Consider the following 20901-nt stretch of genomic DNA (forward strand, 5'->3'; position numbering starts at 1 on the left):
GGGGCGCACCTGGTGGGGGTCGAGTGGTTATGGGGGGCTTGTGGAGGAGATGCCGGTGTTGGTGGGGCGGGCTCGGGGTGTTGCGGCGGAGGTTGGGATGGCGTTGGAGCGGCGGGGTGATGGGCCGTCGGCGTGTTTGCCCGGTGTCGGGCGGTTTTTGGCTGTGTTGGCGGCTGGGTGTGTTGGTGGGCGGATCGGTGAGATGGGCACTGGTGTCGGGGTCGGCGCGGCGTGGATGGCGTCGGCGATGCCTGTGGATTGCCGGCTGGTGACGGTGGAGCTGGATCCGGTCCGGGTGGCGGCGGCGCGGCGGGTGTTTGCCGATGACGAGCGGGTCGAGGTGGTCCACGGCGATTCGTTCGACGAGCTGCAGCGGCGGGCGCCGTTCGATCTGGTCTTCGTCGACGGCGGGCGGTCGGATCGCGCGGTGGAGTTGCTGCGGATCGGTGGGCGGCTCGTGTTCGACGACGTGACGCCGGTCGAGGCGCTGCCGGCGGATTCGCCGTACCGGACGAACGATCCGAAGCGGGACTTCTTCTTCACCGATCCGCGACTGGTGGCGACCGAAGTGGTGCTCCCGGATCTGCGGAATTCACTCCTGGTGGGCACCCGCGTGCGCTGAGATCGCATGGGAACATCTGTTCGAAAATCATGTAGACTCGGTTCATGGCAGGACGGGGCGTGGTGGGGCCGACGGCGCTGCGGATGATGCTGGGCGGTCATCTGCGGGAGCTGCGCGAGCGCGCCGGCGTCACCCGGACGGACGCCGGCTGGGCTATCCGGTCGTCGGAGTCGAAGATCAGCCGGCTCGAGCTCGGCCGGGTCGGGTTCAAGGAGCGTGACGTCTCCGACCTCCTCACGCTGTACGGCGTGCACGACGCCCGCGAGCGCGATCGCCTGCTCGAGCTCGCCCGCGAGGCCAACGACCCCGGCTGGTGGCATCGGTACGGCGATGTCACGCCCGGCTGGTTCGATGCGTATCTCGGGCTCGAGGCGACCGCCGAGCTGATCCGGACGTACGAGATCCAGTTCGTCCCGGGCCTGCTGCAGACCGCGGAGTATGCGCGGGCCGTGGCGCGGTTGACCCCGTCCGGGGCACCGACCGACGACGAGATCGAGAAGATCGTCGCGCTGCGCACGCGTCGCCAGCGGGTGCTCGACCGCGAGCCGCCGCTCAAGCTCTGGGCGGTGATCGAGGAGTCGGTCCTGCATCGCCCGATCGGCGGCACCGACGTCCTGCGCAACCAGCTCGACGCTCTCCGCGAAGCCATCACCCGGCCGAATGTGACGCTTCAGATCATCCCGCTCACCAGCACCGGGCACGCCGCGACCGGCGGGGCGTTCTCCCTGCTCCGGTTCCCGCAGCGCGATCTGCCCGACGTCGTCTACCTGGAGCACCTGACCAGCGCGCTGTACCTCGACAAGCGCGACGACGTCGAGGCCTATACGCAAGCCCTGGACCTGCTGGCGTCCAGCAGCCCGTCACCGCAGGAGACTCAGCACGAGCTGACCCGACTGCTCGAGCGCTTGCCGGGCTGACTACTCCTCGGTGTCGGTCGACTCGAGGTGCCCGACCCGGCCCTGGTCCTCGCCCGCGTCGAGCAAGCCGTCGTCACCGGTCCGGTTGTCGACGTACTCGGCGAGTGCGATGTCCGGGTGGTGGAAGTCGAAGGCCGGGGACTCGGACCGGATCCGGGGCAGTTGGTCGAAGTTGTGCCGGGGTGGCGGCGAGCTGGTCGCCCATTCCAGCGAGCGGCCCCAGCCCCACGGGTCGTCCACCTCGACGCGTGGACTCCGCCGCGACTTGTAGACGTTCCAGAGGAACGGCAGCGTCGAGAGCCCGAGCAGGAACGCGCCGACGGTCGAGACCTGGTGGAGGGTCGTGAAGCCGTCGGAGGCCTTGTAGTCGGCGTACCGGCGCGGCATGCCCTCGACGCCGAGCCAGTGCTGCACCAGGAACGTGGTGTGGAAGCCGATGAACAGCAGCCAGAAGTGCAGCTTCCCCCAACGCTCGTCGAGCATCCGCCCCGTCATCTTCGGCCACCAGAAATAGAACCCGGCGAACATCGCGAACACCACAGTCCCGAACACGACGTAGTGGAAGTGCGCGACCACGAAGTACGTATCGGACAGCTGATAGTCCAAGGCCGGCGACGCCAGGATGATCCCGGTCAGACCGCCGAACAGGAACGTGACGAGGAAGCCGACCGACCAGAGCATCGGCGTATCGAAGGACAGCGATCCGCCCCACATCGTGCCTATCCAGTTGAAGAACTTCACCCCGGTCGGCACAGCGATGAGGAAGGTCATGAACGAGAAGAACGGCAGGTTCACCGCTCCGGTGACGAACATGTGGTGCGCCCACACCGCGATCGACAGCGCCCCGATGCCGAGCGTCGCCGCGACCAGGCCGTAGTACCCGAAGATCGGTTTGCGGCTGAAGACCGGCAGGATCTCGGTGATGATGCCGAAGAACGGCAGCGCGATGATGTAGACCTCTGGATGTCCGAAGAACCAGAACAGGTGCTGCCAGAGAATCGCACCACCGTTCGCGGCATCGAAGACGTGCGCTCCCAAGGCTCTGTCCGCCTCGAGGACCAGCAAGGCCGCCGCCAGGATCGGGAACGCGATCAGCACCAGGATCGACGTGACCAGGATGTTCCAGCAGAAGATCGGCATCCGGAACATCGTCATCCCCGGCGCCCGCATCGTGACGATCGTCGTGACGAAGTTGACCGCACCGAGGATGGTGCCCAGACCGGCCATCCACAGACCCATGATCCACAGGTCACCGCCGACACCCGGCGACCGGATCGCGCTCGACAACGGCGAGTACGCCGTCCAGCCGAAGTCGGCCGCGCCACCCGGGGTGAGGAACGCGCCCAGCGTGATCAGCCCACCGAACAGGAACAGCCAGTAGCTGAACATGTTCAGTCGTGGGAACGCCACATCCGGCGCACCGATCTGCACCGGCATGATCACGTTGGCGAACCCGACGAACAACGGGGTCGCGAACAGCAGCAGCATGATCGTGCCGTGCATGGTGAAGAGCTGGTTGTACGTCTCCTCGTTCACGATCTGCAGCCCCGGCTCGGCGAGCTCGGCGCGCATGACCAGCGCCATCACGCCCGCGATCAGGAAGAACATGAACGACGTCACGAGGTACAACTGGCCGATCACCTTGTGATCGGTGGTCGACAGGAGTCGGCCGATCACCTGGCCCAGTGGCCGCCGTCGGAGTCCAACTGCAGCCGCTCCGGTGCGCTCGGTGATCCCGGCCTGCCCACTGACACTGGCCATGCGACCTCCCAGTTACCGCATCCCTTCGATTAGACACCTATGGATGCGACCTGTCAGCCAAGTGCCGCCAGCAATGTCTTGCAGAACGCCGGGAGATCGTCCGGGTTGCGGCTGGTGATCAGGTTACCGTCCGTCACGACGGTCTCGTCGACCCACTCGGCGCCGGCATTGCGGAGATCGGTCTGCAGACTCGGCCACGAGGTCACATTCCGGCCGCGGACCACGTCGGCCTCGACCAGCGTCCACGGAGCGTGACAGATCGCTGCGACCGGCTTACCCGACTCCATGAACGACTTCACGAAGCCGACCGCCTGCGCGTCGGTCCGCAGCGCGTCCGGGTTCGCGACGCCGCCCGGCAGCACCAAGGCCGCGAAGTCGTCGACCGACGCATCGGAGACGACCTGATCCACCGGGGCCGTCTCCGCGGCCGTCAGGTGGTTGAAGGTCTGCACGTCACCGGCCTTCGGGCTCAGCAACACCGGCTGGTAGCCGGCCTCGCTGACGGCCTTCCAGGGTTCGGTCAGCTCGACCCGCTCGATCCCCTCGGCGGCGACCAGGAACGCGATCTTGCGGTCAGGCATCACACTCTCCTCTCGATCAGCGGACCTCTCGCCGGTACCCCGTGCGCTGCTCGGCACACGGCTCGACCCAGCCTGAGTCAGCGTGGAGGTCCGGCCGCGATCACCGCGCGGACGTCGGTCAGCCGCAGCGTGGCGGGGTCGACGTCCATCAAGCACCAGGTGGCGCCGGCTTCGGCGTACGGGCGCGGATCGAACGACGGCTCCAGCGCCACCGCGATGTCGTAGTCGTCGAGGTTGCCGCGCGCTTCGCGGAGTACGGCGACCGGTTCGGCGAGCTGCTCCGGCGAGGTGAGGTTGACCGGGAAGAAGCCGTCGTACTTCGCGGCGCGGCGGATCGGCTTGGCGTTGCCCGGGAACCCGGCGATCCACACCGGCACCCGACCCGCCACCGGCCGCGGCAGGAACTGCACGTCGTCGACCACGTGGTGCTTGCCGCGATACTTCACCGGCTCCCCCGTCCACCCGGCGGTCAGAATGTCGAGCGTCTCGTCCATCTGCTCGGCCCGGGCCCGGTCGTCGACCTCCTCGCCGGTCCTGGAGTACTCCCCCGCGAACCGGTCGCTGCCCAACCCGACCCCGAGCGTCAGCCGTCCACCCGACAACCGGTCCAGCGTCGTTGTCTCGCGCAACAACTTCGTCGGCCGCCGGCGCGCGACCGGCGTGACCATCGGACCGATCCGCAGTCGCTCCGTCGCGGTCGCCATCGCGCTCATCGTGATCCACGGGTCCGACACCTCGCGGACCGGTTCCCGCCACCACAGCTGGTCCCAGAGGAAGAACCCGTCCCACCCGGCCTCCTCGGCCGCTGCCGCGAGCCGCGCAACCTCCAGCGGATCGGACAACTCGTCGAACAACGGCAGCCAGATCGCGAACTTCATCGCGCCACCACCTCGTCCACGAACGCCTTCCAGTACGGCGCCGAGAGCCCGTGCCCCATGCCCTCCAGCACCACGAGCCGGGCGCCCGGTACCGCGTCGCGCACAGCCTCACCGTGTGGCAACGGGAGCAACGGGTCGGCGTCTCCGTGCATGACGAGAACGGGCATCGTCAGGTCCGCGAAGGAGCCGTTGCGTGGGGCATCGAAGGTCATCGCATAGTGGTTCGTCATCGCTGCCTCGTAGTTCCTCGTCCGAGCCATGTCCTGTACCACGAGAGCCCGGGCGGCCGACTCGTCGAAGTGGCCGGCGGCCTCCGCCTCGATCGCGCGGACGACGTACTCCTCGACGGCGGTGGGGGCGTCGAAGTCCGGCGTACCCAGGTGGGGCATGTCCGGCGACGGCGGCGGCAGGCCCTCGTCGCCGGTGCTCGTCGACACCAAGGTCAGCGACGCGACCCGGTCCGGGTGGTCGACGCCGAGGATCAGCGCCGTACCGCCGGACATCGACTGGGCGACCACATCCGCCCGCTCGATGCCGAGGGCATCGAGGAGGCCGACGGCGTCCGCGGCCAGGTCGCTCATCGCGTAGCCGGGCGCTCCGACAGGGAACGACGTCGAGCGGCCGGTGTCGCGCTGGTCGTAGCGGATCACGAACCGCCCACGGGCGGCGATGTCGGTGCACAGCCGGCTGTCCCACCACAGCATGGAGGCGGTGGCGCCATGGATCAGCAGAACGGCGGGATCAGCCGGGTCGCCGTACGTCTCCGCGCAGAGTTCGAGGTCGTTGACCGAGTAGATGCTCTCCATACGATCGACCGTAGAAGTGGACGGGTGATCGTGAAAAGCGATTGATTCTAATCGAAGCGATCGCTTGCGGCGATAGAGTGCCTTCATGTACGAGTTGCGTCATCTGGCGACGCTGGCAGCCGTCGCCGACGAGGGGTCGTTCGGCCGTGCCGCGAGCAGGCTCGGGTACACCCAGTCGAGCGTCAGCCAGCAGATCGCAGTACTCGAGAAGGCCGCCCGCGGTCCGCTGTTCGACCGGCCCGGCGGACCGAAGCCGGTGCGGATCACTCCGCTCGGCGCGGTCCTGCTGCAGCACGCCCGCGAGCTGCTGCGTCGCGCCGACGAGTTGAGCGACGGGATCGAGCGGTTCCGGGCCGGCGACAGCCGGATCGACATCGGCACGTTCCAGACCGTCTCGAACACGTTGCTGCCGCAGGTGATTCGCGGACTTCGGGACGCGCATCCGGGCTGTGACATCCGGCTGTTCGAGGAGGAGACCGACGATCCCGATCTCACCGGGCTCGACCTGATGTTCTTCGACGGCCGCACCGGCGACAGCATCGAGGACCTCAAACTGCTCGACGATCCGTATGTTCTGGTGGCTCGCCCCGGCGACTTCCCGGCCGGACCGGTCCCGCTCAAGATGCTCGACGGTCTGCCGCTGGTCGCCCATCCGGCGATCTGCCACCAGGCGGTGGTCGAGGACTTCCTGCGCGCCCGTGACATCCGCCCGCAGTTCGTGTTCCGTACCGAGGGCAACGAGGCCCTGCTGGCGATGGTCCGCGCCGGCCTCGGTGCAGCGCTGGTGCCGCGTCTGGCCGTACTCCGTGACGACCCGAGCCTGACGCTTCACGAACTGTCGCCAGACCTGCCGGCCCGGGAGATCTTCTTGCTGTGGCAGGCCGGCCGCACGCACTCACCGCTTGCGGCACACGCGATCGAACTCGCGCGGAGTGCGGCGGCCGGCCTCGCCAGTTAGCTGACGGTCAGGACCTTCGACGCGGTCTGCGTCCCCTGGTGGTCTGCGTCTGCCAGCCACACCACGCGGTACGTGTAGGTGCCGCGTGCGGTCGGCTTGATGGCGAACGCGTACTTCCCGTTCGTCGTCAGCTTCCCGGTCGTCACCGCCACCCACGTCGTGCCGGAGCGCCGCTGCAGGTACGCCGTCGTCCCGGCGTGCGGCGGGTTCAGGTACCCGTACAGCAGCGTGGACCCGCCCAGCTTGATCGCAGCCGGAGTCAGGTACGCCGACAGCGCCGGATGCACCTGAACGAGCGGCGCCGTGCTCCGCGTCCCGAGCACCGCTCCGCCGCCGTTGTAGCCCCACATGTAGTACGTCGACACAGCCGGCTTCTGCGACGTCGACGCGATCCCGTTGGCGTCGGTGGTGAACGATCCGACGGTCGACCACTTGCTCGCGTTCTTCGCCTTCGAGTACAGCACCGCCGGTACGCCGGCCAGCTTCACGCCGTCGAGCCGACTGACCGCCGTCGACAGAGTCACTGCCTGCGTGTACATGATCGAGGCCGCGCCGGCGCCGATCGTCGCCTTCGACCCGACGAGTTTCACGTCGACCCCGGGCCCGATCTTGCCCTTGCTGTCCTTCACCCAGGCGCGGTACGCGTAGCTGGCCGAGTTGGACAGGCCGGTCTGGGTGAACAGGCTGGCCCCGCCGTTGTACACCGCCGTACCGGACGTCGGCAGCGCCGGCGAGACCGATCCGACCGCACTGCGGACCATGATCTGGCCCAGTGTCGTGTTGGCCGGCTTCGTCCACCGCAGCGTGGCGGCCGCGACTCCACCGGTCACGCTGAAGCTGCTGACGGGTGGCGGCGGGGCGGTCAGGTTCAGGTAGTTCTTGTCGATCGACATCGAGACGCCGCCGTTGGTCTCGCTGACATCACCGGCGAACTGGTGCACGCGCTGGTGGTTGCTCCAGTACGCCGCATTGATGAACCGGCTGGTCCCGACCGGAGATCCCCAGTGCGCGAACCAGATGTTGTCCGGCCGCGTGTACGCCGTGCTCGTGTAGGCACTGTTCAGGTCAGCGCCACCCGACGCGGCACCGACATACGCGCCGCCGACGTACCCGCGCGAGTTCAGCTCCTGCGTCCAGCCGCTGAGGTACGACAGCACGGACGCCTTGCACGCAGCTGTCGAGGTGTAGGCCTCGATGTCGCTGTAGATCGCGCTCCGCTGCGCGAACCCGAGCGCCTGCGCGGCAGCGACCGCGTTGATCGCCGCGTTGCGGCCCTGGGTCAGAGCTGTCGACGCGACCGGCGACATCCGGCTGTTGTACGTCGTGCAGGGCGCCTGCAGGCCGACGTCGATCAGCAGGAACTGCCAGCCCTTGCTCGCGTTCGTGGCCACCCAGCTGGCGGTCAGGTTCGGCTGGGCGCAGGCCCGGAGGCCGCCGCTGATGTAGATGCCGACCCCTTGGTACGCCGGGCGCCACGCGTCCATCGTCGACTGCGCCGGCGCCGCGCAGGTGTCGAAGCCGTTCCCCGCGAAGTTGCCCGTAGCAACCACCGTCGGGGTGACCGCGGCGGGCTGCGCGACCCGGGCGGACGGCGTCTTCGTCACCACGCGACCGGTGGCGAGCACGTCGCTCGCCGCGCGCTCCGCACCCGGTGCGTAGTACGCGGTCGCGAGGACGCCGGCATCGGTGATCGCGCGCCGGAGCAGACCGTCGCTGGACGGCGTGGTCGTGGTCAGCGGCTCCAGGATCAGGCCGGAGCTGCGGCCGACGAGACGCGCCGGGCAGTTGGCCTGCGTCGTGCTGTGGCCCAGGTACACGGCGGGCCGGTCGAGCCGGACGCAGGCGGCCGGGTCGGCGGTCAGGTCGACCACAGGCCAGTTGGCCGGGACGGTTACTTGGTAGCCGCGGTACGAGACGGTCCTGGTCTCGTCCGCGACCGCTGAATTGGCAGCGGTGACGCCCGCCACCAGGGCGAAGGCGATTGCCAGCCCCCCAGGTCTGAACAACCTCACAGTGCTCCCCACTTGTTCGATGATCGGAGCCCCCAAGTGAAAGCGAGCGCCTGTGCTCTTGTCGAAGAGCATCCGGCACTCGCCTCGATGCCCAGATGCTATCGGCGCAGGTGGTTCAAACGTTCGTCGGCCCATTTTGGATCGATCAGTCCATAACGTGCTATGCTCGGCGGCATGCCGAGGCCGAGGACATTCGACGAGGATCGCGCCGTCGACGCCGCGATGCGGGTGTTCTGGACGGCCGGTTACGAGGCGACGTCGACGCAGGACCTCTGCGACGCGACCGGCCTCGGGCGCAGCAGCATCTACAACACATTCACGAGCAAGCGCGACCTGTTCGACCGCGCCCTGCGGCGGTATGTCGACCGGTTCACCACTGCTCAGCTCGAGCTGATCCAGGACACCGCCGTGCCGATCCGGGAGCGGGTCCGGCGGATCCTGTGGGCCGCGGTCGAGCCGGAGCCGGACGATCCGGCCGGCTGCTTCGTGATCAACACGATCGTGGAGCTCGGCCCGACGGACGCCGACGTCGTCGACCTGCTGGACCGGGACCACGAGACGAAGCTGGCCGCGCTGGCGACCGCCATCCGGGCGGCGCAGGCGACCGGCGACGTCGACCCGGCGCAGGACCCGACCGGACTCGCGACGTACGTCTTCACCGTGCTCGGCGGCCTGCGGGTCTCTGCCCGGCGTGGCGCAGACCCACAGAGCCAGCGGGCCGTCGTCGAGGCGACTCTGCGCAGCTTCTGACGCTCTCCCCCACCGATCCAATCCGAGAGGACATCATGCCTCGCGCTGTCTATCTGCTCGGCCTGGCGATCTTCGCCCAGGGCACCTCCGAGCTGATGCTCGCCGGTCTGCTCCCCGAGATCGCGACCGACCTGGACGTATCGATCCCCGCCGCCGGTCTGCTGATCTCGGCGTTCGCGGTCGGCATGCTCGTCGGCGCGCCGATCCTGGCCGTCACGACGCTGCGCTGGTCGCGCCGCGCCGCGATGCTCGCGTTCCTGACGATCTTCGCGCTCACCCACGTCGCCGGCGCGCTGACGTCGTCGTACGGCGTCCTGCTCGCGACCCGCGTCGCCGGCGCGTTCGTCTACGCCGGATTCTGGGCGGTCGCCTCCGTGACCGCGATCGAGCTCGCCGGACCGGAGGCCCGCGCCAAGGCGATGAGCATCCTCGCCGGCGGTCTGACCGTCGCGACGATCGTCGGCCTGCCCGCCGGAACGCTCCTGGGCCAGCACCTCGGCTGGCGCTCCGCGTTCTGGGCGGTCGCGGTGTTCTCGGCGCTCTCGATCATCGGCATCGTCGCGACCATCCCGCGCGGCCGGGCGGAGCGCACCCCGGAGCTGCGGCAGGAGCTCCGCAGCATGGCGAATCCGCAGCTGTGGCTCGCGTACGGCACCACGGCGTTGTCGACCGGCGCGATCCTGGTGATTTTCAGCTACCTCGCGCCCCTGCTCACCGAGACCACCGGACTGTCCGACGGCTGGGTGCCGGCGATCCTGGCGCTGTACGGCGTCGGCGCGCTCATCGGCATCACCGTCAGCGGACGGACCGCGGACCAGCGACCGTTCACCACGCTCGTCCTGAGTCTGTCCGGGGTGATCGCGGCGGCGGTGGTCCTGGCGCTAGCGACCGGCACCCCGTGGCTCGCCGTACCAGCGATCATCGCGGTCGGGACGTTCGGGTTCGCGACCAACCCGGCGGTGAACTCGCGGGTGTTCAGTGTCGCCGGGTCCGCGCCGACGCTGGCCGCGGCGTTCAACATCTCCGCGTTCAACGTCGGGATCACGGTCGGCCCGTGGCTCGGCGGGCTGGCGCTGGACGCGGGAGCCGGGTACTCGTCGGTCGGCTGGATCGGCGCCGGGCTCGGAGTGCTTGCCTTCGGCACCATTCCGCTCGCGGTCCGGGCCGCTGGTCAGCCGGCGTACGAGAGGGCCAGCTCGATGACCGGCTCGTAGGACGTGCGGGCCGGGCCTTCCCAGAACTCCGAGCCGCGGACGACGTCCTCGGTGGTCATGCGGTAGATCAGGGCGCGGATCAGCATCTGGCCCCACTCGGGCAGATGGGCCCAGCGGGCGGCCAGTTCGGGTTCGGCGCCGTACCAGCACAGCGCATCCGCGACGGCGACGGCCGACGCCCAGGACGGCGGCCGCCAGTACACCGGCCAGTCGATGATCGCCGGCGGCAGCCCGTCGGCGAACATCACGTTCCCCGGCAGGTCACCGTGCACGACCTGGGCCACCAGCTCGACCGGTCGCCACGCATCCACGAGCGGCGCGGTGAGTTCGACGTACGCCGGGCTGCCGTCGTACGACTGCTCGCACCACGCGACCCGATCACCGTCGGACCAAGGATCGTTGCGCCCATCAAGGAAGTCCGGCCGCGCCAACCCGGCAACGGCCTCGTGAAAAGCCCCAGCTACCGTCAGTACTTCGTCCTGCCGCCGGACGTCGGTCGCACCGGCGAGCAGCTCGCCGGCCTCCCACCCGAACTCGACCCACTCACCGCGGAGGCTCCGCACGGGCCGAGGCACCCGGAACGCCTCGGACTCGGGCAGCTCTGCCAACACCTCTGCCCGCCACACGCTCTCCGACACGGCACGCTTCAGTACGACGGCACCGGACCGCCACGTCTCGCCCTGACCGCCCGGCAGCAACATCGCCGGCTCCGACAGACCGAACGCGTCCAGCACTTCCTCAGAAGGACCATCCATGCCCGCACCCTGCCATCAACAGCGCGCGGGCTCACCAGGTTTTAGCTCGGGGACGGATAGGGTTCTGCGGTGACTGATCTCGACCTGTTCGGCGACCTCGACACCGCTGCCCTTCCGGAGCGGCAGCAACGGATCCTGGTGGTGATCCGCGACTGGGTGACCCGGCACGGGTACCCGCCGAGCAGCCGGCAGATCGGCGACGCGGTCGGACTGCGCTCCTCGTCCTCGGTGTCCAAGCACCTGGCCAGCCTGGAGGACAAGGGATTCCTGCGCCGGAGCCCGTCGGTGTCGCGGCCGATCGACGTCCGGATGTTCCTGCAGGAGCCGGCCGGGCGCGACACGAACGGTGACAACGTGCCGGTGCCGGTCGTCGGTGACATCGCGGCCGGTACGCCGATCTCCGCGGTCGAGCACGTGGACGACGTCATGCAACTCCCCCGCGGCCTGACCGGCCGGGGCACGGTGTTCGGGCTGCGGGTCCGCGGCGAGTCGATGATCGACGCCGCGATCTGCGACGGCGACATCGTCGTGGTCCGCCAGCAGTCCGAGGCCCACTCCGGCCAGATCGTGGCCGCGATGATCGACGAGGAGGCGACGGTGAAGGTCTACCGCCGCCGCAACGGCCACGTGTACCTCGAGCCGCGCAACCCGGCGTACGAGGTCATCGACGGCGACAACGCCACCATCCTCGGCATCGTCGTTTCGGTCCTGCGGAGCGTCTAGCGCTCCAGGTTGGTCTTCAGGCGGGCCATGTTGCGCACCATCTCCTTGCGGGACTGGGGGACGACCATCAGCGGGACCAGCAGCTTGCCGATGCCGTGGCCCTCGAAGTCGAGGTCGATCGTCACCGTGCTGGCGTCCCGGCCGGCGATCGGCTCGACAGACACCTTGACGGTGGAGCGGATCGGCCCCTCGTCCCCGTGCACCGCCCATGCCCGCGGCGGGTCGAACTCGGTCAGGCGCGACGTGACGTCGCGTTCGCGGCCACCGATCTTGCGGCGCGTCATGCACTTCGCGCCGACGACCGGCTCGCCACCCTCGAGGTGTCCGCCGGTGACATTTGCCTGCCACTCGGTGAAGTGGTTCGGGTCGGTGACGTAGGCGAACACCTCGTCCGCTGTCCGCTCGACCTCGATTTTCGTGACAATCGATCCCATTACCCCAGTCTCCTACTCAGTCGGCTGCCTTCGATCTGTTGACGATCGGCGTACCCCCGGATCCGACACGTTTGCCAGGCGCTCGCGCAGCAGGTCGAGTTGTGCCGGGTTGGCTGTCAGCTCGGCGGCCCGTTCGTCGGCGACGTGTGCCTCGGCGTCCCGATCGAGGTCGCGCAGGAACTGAGCTCGGGTCGCGTGGAACAACGGATAGGTGTCGAGGGCGAGGCGATCGAGCTCGTTCAGGGCGGCCGCTGGTCCCTCGACGAAGGAGAGCGCGACCGAGCGGTGCAGACAGGTCACAGGACTCGGCTGCAGGGTGAGGAGCATGTCGTAGAGGACGAGGATCTGCCGCCAGTCGGTCTCGGCCCAGGTCGAGGCCTCGCTGTGGCAGGCGGCGATCGCGGCTTGCAGTTGGTACGGGCCGGGCGCGTGGTGACGATAGGCCGTTCTGGTCAGCAGAGTCGTCGCCTCGGCGATAGCGGTGTGGTTCCAGAGCGTGCGGTCCTGGTCTTCGAGCAGGACGAGCTCGCCGGCGGGTGTGAAGCGGGCCGCCGTACGGGCTCGATGGAGGCGGATCAGCGCGAGGAGTCCGGCGACCTCGGGCTCGTTGGGGAGCAGGCCGTGGAGCAGGGCGGTCAGCCATTCGGCGTCGTCGACGAGGTCGCGGGAGTGCGCGCGTTCCGCCGTACTGGACAGGTAACCCTCGTTGAAGAGCAGGTAGATGACGGTCAGTACTTCGGTGAGGCGCTCGGGCAGCTCGTCGTCGCGCGGGATCCGGTACGGGATGCCGGCGTCGGTGATCTTGCGCTTCGCCCGGGTGATCCGTTGCGCGACAGCCGACTCCGAGGCCAGCAGGGCGGCCGCGATCTGTGCGGTCGTCAGACCGCACACGACTCGCAGGGTCAGCGCGACCTGTGCCTCGCGAGCAAGCGCCGGGTGACAGCACGTGAAGATCAGCCGCAGCCGGTCGTCCGGCGGGGGCTGCACGGGAGGCTCGAACGCGGCCAGCTTGCTGCGGTAGTTCTGCTGCCGGCGCAGTACGTCGAGTCCTCGGCGTTTCGCGACCGTGAAGAGCCACGCGTCCGGCCGATCGGGCACGCCCTCGACCGGCCAGCGCTTCAGCGCGATCTCGACCGCGTCCTGGACCAGATCCTCGGCCGCCGAGAAGTCACCCAGCAGCGACACCAGCGCGCCGGCCAACCGGCCCGCGTGGTCACGCACCACGCGAGCCAGCTCGTCCTCGGTACTCACATCTCTGCCACCGGACGGATCTCGATCACCGGGCAGGCCGGCCAGGTCCGCACCATCCGCAGCGCCTCGTCGAGGTCCGCGACGTCGATCTCGGTGAACCCGGACACGACCTCCTTGCCCTCGATGAAGGGACCGTCGGTGGTCATCGCCACGCCGCCGTCCAGGCGGACCGTGGTCGCGGTCTCCGGACCTTGCAGCTTGTTCCCGCGGTCGGTGATCTTGTCCCGGTGGTCCTCGAACCACTGGTACACCCGCCGGTACGCCTCCTCCCGCTCGGCCGGTCCCTTCGCCTCGAACTCCTTGGCGAACTCCTCGGTCTCGATGAACATCAGCACGTACTTCACACCCGAACCTCCTTCCGGACAGTCTTGCTCAGGATGCGGCCAGGTTGGCGTAGAGATCGACACCGTTCCCGGACGGATCGGCGACGGTCGCGTAACGCATACCCCACGGCGCGTCGAACGGCTCCTGCAACCCGGTGACGCCGCCGGCCACCAGTTCGGCGTACTTCGTATCGACGTCTGCCGGGCCGTCGTACTCGAAGGTCAGGAAGGTCCGCCCCTGGTTCGGCGGCGTCCAGTGCTCGGTGGTCTTGCTCCGTAGCTCTTCGGTGTCGAGCATCAGGTGCAGCCCGTTCGGCAGGTCACAGCCGGCGTGGTTGTCCGGCATGTACGGATCGCGCACGAACTCGAGGCCGAGGCGGCCGTAGAACTCGATCGCGGCCCCGAGGTCCGACACGACGATGTCGATGGCTTTCACAGTCGTAGGCACTGCTGTCTCCTAGCGATGATGAACAAACTGTCATCAGGGAGACGATCGACGGACCCGCGAATGCGACACTCTGACATCATGAAGCGGCCGATCTTTGCCCGGATGTACACGCGAGTCCGCCCGGCGATGGACCGGGAAGGCGCGGCCGAGCACCGCCGCCGGCTGCTGGCCGGGGCTGCCGGGCAGGTGGTCGAGATCGGCGCGGGTGACGGGGGCAACTTCGAGCACTATCCGGCTGAGGTCGTGAGCGTTCTCGCCGTCGAGCCGGAGCCGTACCTGCGAGCGCAGGCCCAGCGGTCGGCTGCGGCCGCGCCTGTGCCGGTGGAGATCGTCGAGGGTACGGCGGATCGGTTGCCGATCGCTGATGCGTCAGCTGATGTGGTCGTGGTGTCGCTTGTGCTTTGCTCGGTGCCGGATCAGCAGGTCGCGCTCGCCGAGGCTTTCCGGGTGCTCCGGCCGGGCGGCGAGCTCAGGTTCTACGAGCATGTCGCCGCGGACGGTGGGCGGCTGGAGACGGTGCAGCGGATCGCGGACGCGACCGTCTGGTCGCTGTTCGCGGGTGGTTGCCATGTGCATCGAGACACCGCGGCCGCGATCGAGGCGGCCGGGTTCGTGATCGAGGAGATCGAGCGGTTCGACTTCCCACCGGAGCGGGCGAACCCGGCCAGCCCGCACATCCTCGGCCGGGCCCGGCGCTGAGCTCAGTTGTGGCCGGGCCCGTCGTCGGAACCTGACTTCCCGGAGTCGTCCGAGCCGTGCTTGCCGGAGGTCGACTCCGCGGTGGTCGACTTCCCGCTGGTCGACCTTCCAGTCGTCGACTTCCCGGTCGTCGACTTCCCGGTGGTCGACGTCCCGGTGGTCGGACGGGTGCCGCCCTTGTCGTCCCCCTGCTCGGTCGTGCTGCTCGCCTTCGGAGTACGGGTGCGGTCGCCGCCGTGGTCGTCGACGGTCGGCGTCGGTGTGATGCGCTCGCTCTGCGGGGTGATCTTCTCCGGTGGCGGAAACCAGAGCGGAGCCGGCGACTGCCCCGGCGTCCCCGGGTCGAAGGCCGACCAGACCGCGGTGCCGCCGGCCACCAAGCCGGCCGCGGCAACCACACCAAGCAAACCGGTGCCTGCCCACGCCAGATACCGACGCGACCGGCGCGGGACGTCGTCGCCGGGCCGGCCGGCCTGCAGGACGACGGGCCGTCGACGAACATCATCCACCCCGCCGGTGCTCTGCGTGTCGCCCATCTGGTCGTCCATGGTTCGATCGTGTCGTAACGGGTGGGCCGGGGGCTATCGGACGTTGGTACTAGTACCTACTGGTCGCGGTGTTGGCGCTGGGACCAGAGGGCGGCCTGAGTCCGGTCGGTGACGCCCAGGCGTTGGTACACGTTGGTGAGGTGCGCCTTGACCGTGCGCTCGCTGATGCCCAGCCGGCGGGCGATCGTCTTGTTGGGCAGTCCGGCCCCGACCATGTCGAGCACCTCCTGCTCGCGGTCGGTCAGCTTCGTCTCCGGCCCCGGCGAGCGCCGGTTCGTCAGCAGCACCCGCGCCGCCTTCGGATCCAGCGGCGAACCACCGGACACGATCTCCCGGATCCCCGCCAGGATCACCTCGGGCTCGCTGTGCTTCAGCAAGTACCCCTCGGCCCCGGCCTGCAGCGCATCGAGGATGCGGGCCTGATCGCTGAACGACGTCAGCACCAGCACATGCACCTCGGGCGAAGCCGCCACGATCCGCGCGGTCGCCGAGATCCCGTCCGTGCCCGGCATCGACAGATCCATCAGTACGACGTCCGGCCGCAACTCCGCCGCCATCGTCGCCGCCTCAGCCCCGTCACCCGCGGCACCGACCAGCTCGATGTCATCCGCAGTACCGAGCAACTGGGACAAGCCGGTACGGACGATCGCATGGTCGTCCGCGATCAGCACCCTGATCACACTGGTACCTCGGCTTCCACCCGTGTCCCCTGACCGGGCGCGGCCCGGACTGTCAGCGTGCCGCCCGACTCCGCGAGCAGATCGCCGATCGAGCGTAGCCCGAGGTGCCCGTTGCTGCTGCGCTCACCGAGCCGCGACTCGTCGAATCCGCGCCCGTCGTCGTCCACGATCAGCACCCCGCGCCCATCGACCCGACCGGCCTTGATCAGTACCTCGCCGGCTCCGCTGTGCGCGGCGACGTTCCGCACGACCTCCTGCGCAGTACGGAACAGCAAGGCGGCAACCGGTGGTGGCAGCTCCTCAGCGCCGTCGGTCTCCAGCCGCACCTCGATCCCCGCCCGCTCGAGTCCGCCCGCCAACTCGGCCAACGCCGAAGCCAGCCCCTCCTCGGCGAGGTTCGGCGGATAGATGTCGACCAGCAACGATCGCAGAGACCCGATACTCCCCCGCAAACGGCTCGCGCTGTCCGCGATCAGCTCCGCCCGTTGGCCTTCGGTCGGGTGCCCGAGCCGCATCGCGTCCAGCGCATAGTTCAGCCCGGTCAGCTCCTGTACGACGCCGTCGTGCAACTCCCCCGCGATCCGCCGGCGCTCCGCGTCGGAAGCGTCGACCGCGTGCTGCAGCAACCGCTCCCGCTCCCGCTGCTGCCGCTGCACCCGTCGGGCCAGCGACCACGCGAACGGGATCTGCACCAGCTCGAGGACCAGCAGCGCACCGAGCGAAGGCGGTGCGAACCGCCGCCACGCGGCCTGTCCCGCGTCGGTGACCGCCCGGTACTCGAAGTACGCCTCGAACAGCATCGGCTCCCCGTTCGGGCCGCGCATGCCGACGTACACCTCGAGCAGCTTCTTATACGGGATCTCGAACTTGTTCTCCGGCCGGCTCAGGTCGCTGACCTCGGATGCGCTGCTGCCCTGTCGCTGCAGTGCCTCCTGCTCCTCGGATCCCAGCGGGAACTGCTGACCGATCAGCCGCGGCTCGTCCGAGTACACGATCCGCCCGTCCGCGTTCCACAGCTTCACCCGGACCAGCGACCCCTGCAGGACGTACTTGCGCATCGCCTCGTCGAACGCCGTGAGCGCCGCCCGGTCGCCGGCGATGACGGCGGCGTCCAGCCGTGGCTCGACCACACCTCGGGCGGTCACGTACGTCACCTGCCGCGCCGACTCCGTCGCCTGCTCTACACCGGCCTGCCTCGCCACGAACGCGATCAGTGCGGCGAGCGAGAGCAGCACGATCAAGCCGGCAGCTGTGAAGCGCACCAGCAGGCCGACTGTCGAGTCGCGGTCCGCGCGTCGGAGTTTCCCCATGCCTGGGATCGTAGGGTGCGCCCACCTCCGGACGGCAGCCCGACAACGGTCCTAGTACCAAGGTGCACTACCGAAGCCGACCAGCCGGCGGCGAGCGTAGTCGGCATGAAACTTCCGCTGTCGCTCGCAGTCGCCGGGCCCGCCGCACGAGTGGAGCTGCCTGCACTCGCCGCCGCGTCCGGCCTGGTGGTACTGCGGGTCGGCGCGGTCCTGCTCCGCCCCTGGCCACTCGCCCTCGCGGTGGACCACGCCCTCCGCCCTACGCAGGCCGATACCGTCGCCTCGAACCCCATCGCCGTGCTGGTCCTCGCGGCCGCCGCCGGCGTCCTGCTCTCCGCGATCGTCGGTCTGCTCGACATGGCGAGCCTGCGCACGGTCGAAGGCGCCGCCGAGCGGATCGGCGCCTCGCTCCGGGCAACCATGTTCCAGCGTACGATGACGCGCTCGCTCCGCTGGCACGACCGGATGCGCAGCGGCGAGCTCGTCTCCCGCCTCACCACCGACGTCGGTCGCCTGCTCGACGCGGTCGTCGCGGTGACCACCTCGTTCCTGCCCGATGCGGTGATGCTGGCCGGCGTACTCGCCCTCCTCGTTGCCTTCGACCCCGGACTCGCGCTGATCGGGCTCGCCGTCGCACCGGTCCTCGCCGTCCTCGCGGTCCGGCAACGCCGCCGGATCCGGGCCGCGCAGCACGCCGCCCGCACCGAGTCCGGACGGTTGGCCGGGGCAACGACCGACCTGCTCCGCAACGTCCGCGCCGTCCAGGCGTTCGGCCGGATCGACCGCGCCGCCGCGATCTTCGGCACCCGGAACCGTGCCGTCCTCGACGTCGAGCTCCGCGCCATCGACGTCGACGCCCGCTGGACCCCGATGGCCGACATCGTCCTCGCGATCGGCGCCGCCCTCGTCCTTGTGGTCGGCGGACGACACGTCCTGACCGGCGCCCTGTCGGTCGGCGGACTCCTCGTCGTCCTCGCCTACCTCCGGGACCTCTACTCCCCCGTCCGCGGCCTGACCCGGCTGTCCGTGGTACTCGCCAAGGCCGGGGCCAGCGCGGTCCGGGTCCGTGAGGTCCTCGACTGCGACGAGGCCGTCGAGGACCGGTACGACGCCCGCCCGGCGCCCCGTCTGCGGGCCGGCGTCAGGTTCGAGCGAGTGTCCTTCGGCTACGAACCCGGACGCCCGGTCCTCGACCACTTCGACCTCGACATCACCGCCGGCGAGACCGTCTGTCTGCTCGGCCCGAGCGGGATCGGCAAGAGCACCACGCTGCACCTGCTCCTCCGCCTGTACGACGTCGACGCCGGGCGGATCCTGATCGACGGCGTGGACCTGCGCGACTGCGACCAGCGCAGCCTGCGCGACCGGTTCGCGTTCGTCCCGCAGGACCCGTGGCTGCTGGACGCCACGGTCGCCGAGAACATTGCCTTCGGCAACCAGAACGCGACCCGGGCGGGCGTGATCGCGGCCGGACGGACCGCCCTGGTGGACGAGTTCGCCGACCGGCTGCCGTTCGGCTACGACACCCCGCTCGGCGAGGGCGGCGTACGGCTCTCCGGCGGTCAACGGCGCCGGGTCGCGCTGGCCCGGGCCGCGGTCTCGCCCGCGCCGATGGTCCTGCTCGACGAGCCGACCGCCTCGCTCGACCCGGTCTCGGCGGCCGCGGTCATCAAGGCCATCCGGGCCATGACCACCGGAGCGGCCCACCGCACGGTCCTGATGGTCACCCACGATCGCGACCTGGCGGCCATCGCCGACCGGGTCGTCACCCTCGACCACCAACTCGCCGGAAGGAGGTGAGCACCATGCAGATCCCGCGTATCAAGCCCGTCATGCACCACGGCCGGTCCCGTAGCCGGTCCCGGTCGCGCAGCCGCAGCCGTTCCCGCAGCCGCTCGCGCGGCTGACCCACCAGCCTGCCGCCGGGGAGCATCCCGGCGGCAGGCTTTCACCTGCTGAGGAGAGACGCATGATGCTCGTCGACACCGAGGACGGCCTCGCCGTCTGGGACTGGGCGGAGGGCTGCGAGCTGCCCGGCGGAACGTTCGCCATCGAGCGCCTCGGCGTCGGCCACCGCTGCGAGACCTGGCTCGTGTGGTCGGTCCAGCTGTGGGCGCCCGCCGTACTCAAGGCCGCGCGCCCCCACCAGATCCATCACCCTCGGGCGGTCAAGTCCCTCCGCCGCGAGACCGCCGCGCTCGCGGGCAACCTGCACCCGGCTCTCCCGCGGCTGCTTGCCGACGGCACCGACGGCTCGATCCCCCACATCCTGGTCGAGTACGTCGACGGGCCGTCTCTGGCCGACGAACTCGAGGACAACGGCCTCCTCACCGGGCCCGACACCGCACTGCTCGGCGCCCAACTGCTTCCGGCGCTGATGGCCCTCCACAACCGCGGACTCGCGCACCTCGACGTGAAACCCGACAACGTGGTCCTGCGGGACGGTCGACCGGTGCTGATCGACTACGGCAGCGCCCGGCGGCTGGGCAGCGAGCAGCCCGCCGGTCATCCGGTCGGCACCGAAGGCTATGCCTCGCCCGCGCAGGAGGCCTGCGAGCCGGTCTCCGCCGAGATGGACCTCTACAGTCTCGGCCGGACACTCGCCGAGGCGTGTGGCGACCTACCCGACAGCCTCCGGTTCCTCCTCGCCCCGCATCCGACCACCCAGCGTGCACTGACCGCGCTGGCCGAGGCAGCCGGCGAGCTGCGGCCGTGGCCGGCGTGGCTCAGGGCATGAGGTCCATCGCCGCGCGGCCGTCCGGGAAGTACGTCGGGACCGACACGTGGTCATGCACGACCAGCCACTGTCCATCGATCTTCTGCCACGCCGACGTCCAGCGCAGCCAGTAGTCGATCTTGCCGCCGGTACCGATGCTCGCGTTCATGTGGTTGAGGCTGTAGGCGACCGCGAGACTGCCGTCGACGAACACGGTCAGGTCGCGGGTCTCGTACTCGAACGGCACCTGGAGGACTGTGAACATCTGCTCCCAGTTCGACATCTTCTTCTCCGCGCCGAGGTGCCGGAGCGGCGCTTCGATGTCGAACGAGACGATGTTCGGGGCGAAGACCGTCCGCAACGTCTCCAGATCCCCGGTACGGACCGCGTCGAGCAGGCTGTCGATACGCTCACGGATATCCACTTCGGCTACTGCGTCTTGGGTTGTCATGATCGGTACGACGAGACAGCGACGCGGACTGTCAGACCTCACAGTCCGCCGGGCTATCCCGTCG

General features: G+C 69.4%; 23 protein-coding genes. 9 read left to right on the plus strand and 14 right to left on the minus strand.

Annotated elements, in window-relative coordinates; all coding sequences use genetic code 11:
* Nucleotides 1-97 precede the first annotated feature (97 nt).
* Nucleotides 98-622, plus strand: a complete 525-nt coding sequence (locus ACIA58_RS25620) for an O-methyltransferase (protein WP_396406287.1) — start codon at nucleotides 98-100, stop codon at nucleotides 620-622.
* A 44-nt stretch (nucleotides 623-666) separates the two neighbouring features.
* Nucleotides 667-1539 carry a helix-turn-helix domain-containing protein gene (locus ACIA58_RS25625; protein WP_396406288.1) on the plus strand — a complete coding sequence of 291 codons (873 nt, stop codon included), beginning with the start codon at nucleotides 667-669 and terminating at the stop codon, nucleotides 1537-1539.
* Here the strand turns inward: ACIA58_RS25625 and ctaD are convergent, their stop codons facing one another.
* From ctaD to ACIA58_RS25645, 4 genes are all read right to left on the minus strand, one after another.
* Nucleotides 1540-3147: a cytochrome c oxidase subunit I gene (ctaD, locus tag ACIA58_RS25630; protein ID WP_396406516.1), complete on the minus strand. Its 1608-nt coding sequence runs from the start codon at nucleotides 3145-3147 to the stop codon at nucleotides 1540-1542.
* A gap of 206 nt (nucleotides 3148-3353) precedes the next feature.
* The gene (locus ACIA58_RS25635) at nucleotides 3354-3881 is read right to left on the minus strand and encodes a type 1 glutamine amidotransferase domain-containing protein (RefSeq protein WP_396406289.1); all 528 of its coding nucleotides are present in this window, start codon (nucleotides 3879-3881) and stop codon (nucleotides 3354-3356) included.
* 77 nt (nucleotides 3882-3958) lie between these two features.
* A complete protein-coding gene (locus ACIA58_RS25640; RefSeq protein ID WP_396406290.1) occupies nucleotides 3959-4759 on the minus strand; it encodes an LLM class flavin-dependent oxidoreductase in 801 nt (266 codons plus the stop codon).
* On the minus strand, nucleotides 4756-5565 hold the full coding sequence (locus ACIA58_RS25645; protein WP_396406291.1) for an alpha/beta fold hydrolase: 810 nt from the start codon (nucleotides 5563-5565) through the stop codon (nucleotides 4756-4758). Before ACIA58_RS25645 ends, ACIA58_RS25640 begins: the two co-directional genes overlap by 4 nt.
* Nucleotides 5566-5650: 85 nt before the next feature.
* Here ACIA58_RS25645 and ACIA58_RS25650 point away from each other — a divergent pair, with 85 nt between their 5' ends.
* Nucleotides 5651-6523 (plus strand): LysR family transcriptional regulator, encoded by an 873-nt coding sequence (locus tag ACIA58_RS25650; RefSeq protein ID WP_396406292.1) that lies wholly within the window; start codon nucleotides 5651-5653, stop codon nucleotides 6521-6523.
* Here the strand turns inward: ACIA58_RS25650 and ACIA58_RS25655 are convergent.
* Nucleotides 6520-8535 carry a glycoside hydrolase domain-containing protein gene (locus ACIA58_RS25655; RefSeq protein WP_396406293.1) on the minus strand — a complete coding sequence of 672 codons (2016 nt, stop codon included), beginning with the start codon at nucleotides 8533-8535 and terminating at the stop codon, nucleotides 6520-6522. The genes ACIA58_RS25650 and ACIA58_RS25655 overlap by 4 nt on opposite strands.
* Before the next feature lie 174 nt (nucleotides 8536-8709).
* Between ACIA58_RS25655 and ACIA58_RS25660 the strand changes: the two genes are divergently transcribed.
* Entirely contained in the window at nucleotides 8710-9285 is a 576-nt protein-coding gene (locus tag ACIA58_RS25660; RefSeq protein WP_396406294.1) for a TetR/AcrR family transcriptional regulator, read from the plus strand.
* A gap of 35 nt (nucleotides 9286-9320) precedes the next feature.
* Nucleotides 9321-10499 (plus strand): Cmx/CmrA family chloramphenicol efflux MFS transporter, encoded by a 1179-nt coding sequence (locus ACIA58_RS25665; protein WP_396406295.1) that lies wholly within the window; start codon nucleotides 9321-9323, stop codon nucleotides 10497-10499.
* Here ACIA58_RS25665 and ACIA58_RS25670 read toward each other — a convergent pair.
* A complete protein-coding gene (locus ACIA58_RS25670) occupies nucleotides 10457-11254 on the minus strand; it encodes a TIGR02569 family protein (protein ID WP_396406296.1) in 798 nt (265 codons plus the stop codon). The genes ACIA58_RS25665 and ACIA58_RS25670 overlap by 43 nt on opposite strands.
* Nucleotides 11255-11323: 69 nt before the next feature.
* Here ACIA58_RS25670 and lexA point away from each other — a divergent pair, with 69 nt between their 5' ends.
* Nucleotides 11324-11977 carry a transcriptional repressor LexA gene (gene lexA, locus ACIA58_RS25675; protein WP_396406297.1) on the plus strand — a complete coding sequence of 218 codons (654 nt, stop codon included), beginning with the start codon at nucleotides 11324-11326 and terminating at the stop codon, nucleotides 11975-11977.
* Here the strand turns inward: lexA and ACIA58_RS25680 are convergent.
* From ACIA58_RS25680 to ACIA58_RS25695, 4 genes are read right to left on the minus strand one after another with little or no spacing between them, the layout of a single operon-like run.
* Nucleotides 11974-12411, minus strand: a complete 438-nt coding sequence (locus tag ACIA58_RS25680; protein WP_396406298.1) for an SRPBCC family protein — start codon at nucleotides 12409-12411, stop codon at nucleotides 11974-11976. The two genes, lexA and ACIA58_RS25680, sit on opposite strands and share 4 nt — an antisense overlap.
* 12 nt (nucleotides 12412-12423) lie before the next feature.
* On the minus strand, nucleotides 12424-13662 hold the full coding sequence (locus tag ACIA58_RS25685; RefSeq protein WP_396406299.1) for an RNA polymerase sigma factor: 1239 nt from the start codon (nucleotides 13660-13662) through the stop codon (nucleotides 12424-12426).
* On the minus strand, nucleotides 13659-14006 hold the full coding sequence (locus ACIA58_RS25690; RefSeq protein ID WP_396406300.1) for a YciI family protein: 348 nt from the start codon (nucleotides 14004-14006) through the stop codon (nucleotides 13659-13661). Before ACIA58_RS25690 ends, ACIA58_RS25685 begins: the two co-directional genes overlap by 4 nt.
* A gap of 28 nt (nucleotides 14007-14034) precedes the next feature.
* Complete coding sequence (locus ACIA58_RS25695) at nucleotides 14035-14433, minus strand: VOC family protein (RefSeq protein WP_396406301.1); 399 nt, start codon at nucleotides 14431-14433, stop codon at nucleotides 14035-14037.
* A gap of 78 nt (nucleotides 14434-14511) precedes the next feature.
* Between ACIA58_RS25695 and ACIA58_RS25700 the strand changes: the two genes are divergently transcribed.
* Nucleotides 14512-15132 carry a class I SAM-dependent methyltransferase gene (locus ACIA58_RS25700; RefSeq protein ID WP_396406302.1) on the plus strand — a complete coding sequence of 207 codons (621 nt, stop codon included), beginning with the start codon at nucleotides 14512-14514 and terminating at the stop codon, nucleotides 15130-15132.
* Between the two features lie 2 nt (nucleotides 15133-15134).
* On the opposite strand, the gene ACIA58_RS25705 is transcribed toward ACIA58_RS25700, so the two are convergent.
* The 3 genes from ACIA58_RS25705 to ACIA58_RS25715 are packed head-to-tail and all read right to left on the minus strand — an operon-like array spanning nucleotide 15135 to nucleotide 17670.
* Nucleotides 15135-15680: a hypothetical protein gene (locus ACIA58_RS25705; protein WP_396406303.1), complete on the minus strand. Its 546-nt coding sequence runs from the start codon at nucleotides 15678-15680 to the stop codon at nucleotides 15135-15137.
* Between the two features lie 56 nt (nucleotides 15681-15736).
* Nucleotides 15737-16360, minus strand: a complete 624-nt coding sequence (locus tag ACIA58_RS25710; RefSeq protein ID WP_396406304.1) for a response regulator — start codon at nucleotides 16358-16360, stop codon at nucleotides 15737-15739.
* On the minus strand, nucleotides 16357-17670 hold the full coding sequence (locus ACIA58_RS25715) for a sensor histidine kinase (protein ID WP_396406305.1): 1314 nt from the start codon (nucleotides 17668-17670) through the stop codon (nucleotides 16357-16359). The genes ACIA58_RS25710 and ACIA58_RS25715 overlap by 4 nt, the downstream gene beginning before the upstream one ends.
* A gap of 105 nt (nucleotides 17671-17775) precedes the next feature.
* Between ACIA58_RS25715 and ACIA58_RS25720 the strand changes: the two genes are divergently transcribed.
* Together ACIA58_RS25720 and ACIA58_RS25725 are read left to right on the plus strand one after the other, a co-directional pair.
* Nucleotides 17776-19470, plus strand: a complete 1695-nt coding sequence (locus ACIA58_RS25720) for an ABC transporter ATP-binding protein (protein ID WP_396406306.1) — start codon at nucleotides 17776-17778, stop codon at nucleotides 19468-19470.
* Between the two features lie 169 nt (nucleotides 19471-19639).
* Nucleotides 19640-20407: a serine/threonine-protein kinase gene (locus ACIA58_RS25725; RefSeq protein ID WP_396406307.1), complete on the plus strand. Its 768-nt coding sequence runs from the start codon at nucleotides 19640-19642 to the stop codon at nucleotides 20405-20407.
* Here the strand turns inward: ACIA58_RS25725 and ACIA58_RS25730 are convergent.
* Nucleotides 20397-20837 carry a YybH family protein gene (locus tag ACIA58_RS25730; RefSeq protein WP_396406308.1) on the minus strand — a complete coding sequence of 147 codons (441 nt, stop codon included), beginning with the start codon at nucleotides 20835-20837 and terminating at the stop codon, nucleotides 20397-20399. The two genes, ACIA58_RS25725 and ACIA58_RS25730, sit on opposite strands and share 11 nt — an antisense overlap.
* Between the last annotated feature and the right edge of the window lie 64 nt (nucleotides 20838-20901).

It is taken from the genome of Kribbella sp. NPDC051586 (assembly GCF_044453965.1).
In the GTDB taxonomy this organism is placed as follows: domain Bacteria; phylum Actinomycetota; class Actinomycetes; order Propionibacteriales; family Kribbellaceae; genus Kribbella.

Bases quoted from the DNA above. Each gene is read 5' to 3' on its own strand.
- ACIA58_RS25650 (WP_396406292.1), top strand. From the start codon at position 5,651: ATGTACGAGTTGCGTCATCTGGCGACGCTGGCAGCCGTCGCCGACGAG.
- ACIA58_RS25635 (WP_396406289.1), bottom strand. From the start codon at position 3,881: ATGCCTGACCGCAAGATCGCGTTCCTGGTCGCCGCCGAGGGGATCGAG.
- ACIA58_RS25720 (WP_396406306.1), top strand. From the start codon at position 17,776: ATGAAACTTCCGCTGTCGCTCGCAGTCGCCGGGCCCGCCGCACGAGTG.
- ACIA58_RS25730 (WP_396406308.1), bottom strand. From the start codon at position 20,837: ATGACAACCCAAGACGCAGTAGCCGAAGTGGATATCCGTGAGCGTATC.
- ACIA58_RS25680 (WP_396406298.1), bottom strand. From the start codon at position 12,411: ATGGGATCGATTGTCACGAAAATCGAGGTCGAGCGGACAGCGGACGAG.
- ACIA58_RS25665 (WP_396406295.1), top strand. From the start codon at position 9,321: ATGCCTCGCGCTGTCTATCTGCTCGGCCTGGCGATCTTCGCCCAGGGC.
- ACIA58_RS25620 (WP_396406287.1), top strand. From the start codon at position 98: ATGGCGTTGGAGCGGCGGGGTGATGGGCCGTCGGCGTGTTTGCCCGGT.
- ACIA58_RS25725 (WP_396406307.1), top strand. From the start codon at position 19,640: ATGATGCTCGTCGACACCGAGGACGGCCTCGCCGTCTGGGACTGGGCG.
- ctaD (WP_396406516.1), bottom strand. From the start codon at position 3,147: ATGTTCTTCCTGATCGCGGGCGTGATGGCGCTGGTCATGCGCGCCGAG.
- ACIA58_RS25705 (WP_396406303.1), bottom strand. From the start codon at position 15,680: ATGGACGACCAGATGGGCGACACGCAGAGCACCGGCGGGGTGGATGAT.
- ACIA58_RS25625 (WP_396406288.1), top strand. From the start codon at position 667: ATGGCAGGACGGGGCGTGGTGGGGCCGACGGCGCTGCGGATGATGCTG.
- ACIA58_RS25670 (WP_396406296.1), bottom strand. From the start codon at position 11,254: ATGGATGGTCCTTCTGAGGAAGTGCTGGACGCGTTCGGTCTGTCGGAG.
- ACIA58_RS25660 (WP_396406294.1), top strand. From the start codon at position 8,710: ATGCCGAGGCCGAGGACATTCGACGAGGATCGCGCCGTCGACGCCGCG.
- ACIA58_RS25640 (WP_396406290.1), bottom strand. From the start codon at position 4,759: ATGAAGTTCGCGATCTGGCTGCCGTTGTTCGACGAGTTGTCCGATCCG.
- ACIA58_RS25645 (WP_396406291.1), bottom strand. From the start codon at position 5,565: ATGGAGAGCATCTACTCGGTCAACGACCTCGAACTCTGCGCGGAGACG.
- ACIA58_RS25715 (WP_396406305.1), bottom strand. From the start codon at position 17,670: ATGGGGAAACTCCGACGCGCGGACCGCGACTCGACAGTCGGCCTGCTG.
- ACIA58_RS25700 (WP_396406302.1), top strand. From the start codon at position 14,512: ATGAAGCGGCCGATCTTTGCCCGGATGTACACGCGAGTCCGCCCGGCG.